We start from the raw sequence: 1,770 nt of genomic DNA on the forward strand, positions 1-1,770 counted from the left end.
CTGGGTTTGCTCATGGCTTTTATGTGCTTAGCGAATATGCCGATGTGATTTACCGCTGCACCGATTATTACACTCCCGAGGATGAATATGTACTGAGTTGGGACAGTGCGCAGTTTGGGATTGAATGGCCGTTAATCGCACCTCCGCAGTTGTCACCGCGGGATGCGAATGCGCCCTAATGCTATTTTAGATGCCTAACGCTATTTTAGATGCTAGGTCATTTTTAGATGTTAGGGCGCGCGGTTAGCTGTGTGAGCCTTGCTTTGCAGCATTTAGAAAGCGCTTGGCTCGAGGTTTAGAGCCAAGCAGAGTCAAACAGAGCGAAGCTTGGTTTACTTATGTTAACCATCACGCCGCGACGCTCTACTGGTGTTCCTATTTTTGCACACTCGCTTTAGTGTACCAAGGCGCTCTGGCATCGGTGACATCAAACAAGTTGTATTTACGGCCCAGCATTTGCCCCCCATCACGCGTTAACGGCATCCAGGACAGGAATGCGCGACTGTGGGTTGATTTAATTGTCATTAAATCAAAGGGAACCGAAATGTAGAACCCTTTGGTAAAACTGCCTTCGCCGTATTCTTCAGCCGACAGGTTGGTTTTGGTGGCAAAGGCACCCACAATCACGCCGCTGTCAAATTGCTTAGAAAAATCAACGGTGACACCTTTATCTTCGGTGAGATACTGGCCAGCACTGACCTTTAGCAAGGTATTGGGGAACCACTGCGGTTGGTAATACACGCTCGCATGGCCCGTCATTACCCCGGTTTGTACCCGGTAGGCGCGATTCGTGAGTGGATCAAATTGATTCTCCTCATTGAAGAAACCAAAGGCGCTGTCAGGATCCCGTTGTTTAACATAGTTAAGATCGATACCAAAGGCCCATTGGCTGTTGAGCGGCCGATACATAAACTCGGTGCCGACGCCGCCGTACATCATTTCCAAATAACCACCGTAGGCTTGGTAGGAAATATTGTCACTTAGACTATCCATCCAAGTGAGTTGCAGGTTGGCCAGCCTGACAGGGTTATCGTGCACATATTGACGGATGAGGGTTCTTACCCGTTTTAAATCGGTGCCATCGGGCGGGACGTCATATAAAAACTCATCGTAATTATCAAATAAGTTCAAGTAGACAGAGCCGCCTAATTCGAGGTTATCGGTAAAGCGGTAGTTTGCCGTACCCGTTAGCCCGATATTAAACATATAGAAGCCTTCAGAACCGCCAAAGGATTGCACCATGGTCGGCGACACATCATACCCCAGTTTGTCGAGCCAATCGTGGCTCGTCTCGGTAACGAGTGTACCTTGAGGTGTGCGCGGGACGCTGACTTCACTCGTATCTGTGACGCTGGCATTGAGGTAACCAAAGCTGGCGACCTTGGCAAATTTTTCAGCATCGATACGGGTTTCGGTTATCGGCTGGCTATAGTGGGTTTCAATGAGACGATATTCGGTGATCTCGCTCAGAGAACTATGGTTGGCCAGAATGGTGGCCGCTCTATGGTGCGCCTCATTTCTATCACGAAACTTAGTCTGCTCAGCGATCACGGTAATGCTGTCAGAATCAAGGTAAATTTTTGCATTGGCGTAACCCGCAACCGTTTGCAATTGTTGGGCGACGTTATCCCAGTTAATCGGTGCTGCGCCGCTGGTCACTTGAGTCGTTGTCATCACTACGCTATTGGCGTTTGCGGATTTAGATTCTGGTGTTGTGGCCGTTGCTGCGGCCGTCGGTGCTGCAGGGGTTAATTGGGTTTGGTTTGATTG

Annotated in this window: 2 protein-coding genes; one reads left to right on the forward strand and one right to left on the reverse strand. The window is 49.3% G+C overall.

Features of this window, described 5'->3' with window-relative positions:
- A partial coding sequence (locus tag ACRCZA_RS15390; RefSeq protein WP_438675273.1) for a dTDP-4-dehydrorhamnose 3,5-epimerase family protein occupies positions 1–179 on the forward strand: 179 nt, incomplete at its 5' end.
- A 196-nt stretch (positions 180–375) separates the two neighbouring features.
- Here ACRCZA_RS15390 and ACRCZA_RS15395 read toward each other — a convergent pair.
- A partial coding sequence (locus ACRCZA_RS15395; RefSeq protein ID WP_438675272.1) for a YjbH domain-containing protein occupies positions 376–1,770 on the reverse strand: 1,395 nt, incomplete at its 5' end.

This window comes from Shewanella sp. (genome assembly GCF_051658185.1).
Lineage (GTDB): Bacteria > Pseudomonadota > Gammaproteobacteria > Enterobacterales > Shewanellaceae > Shewanella.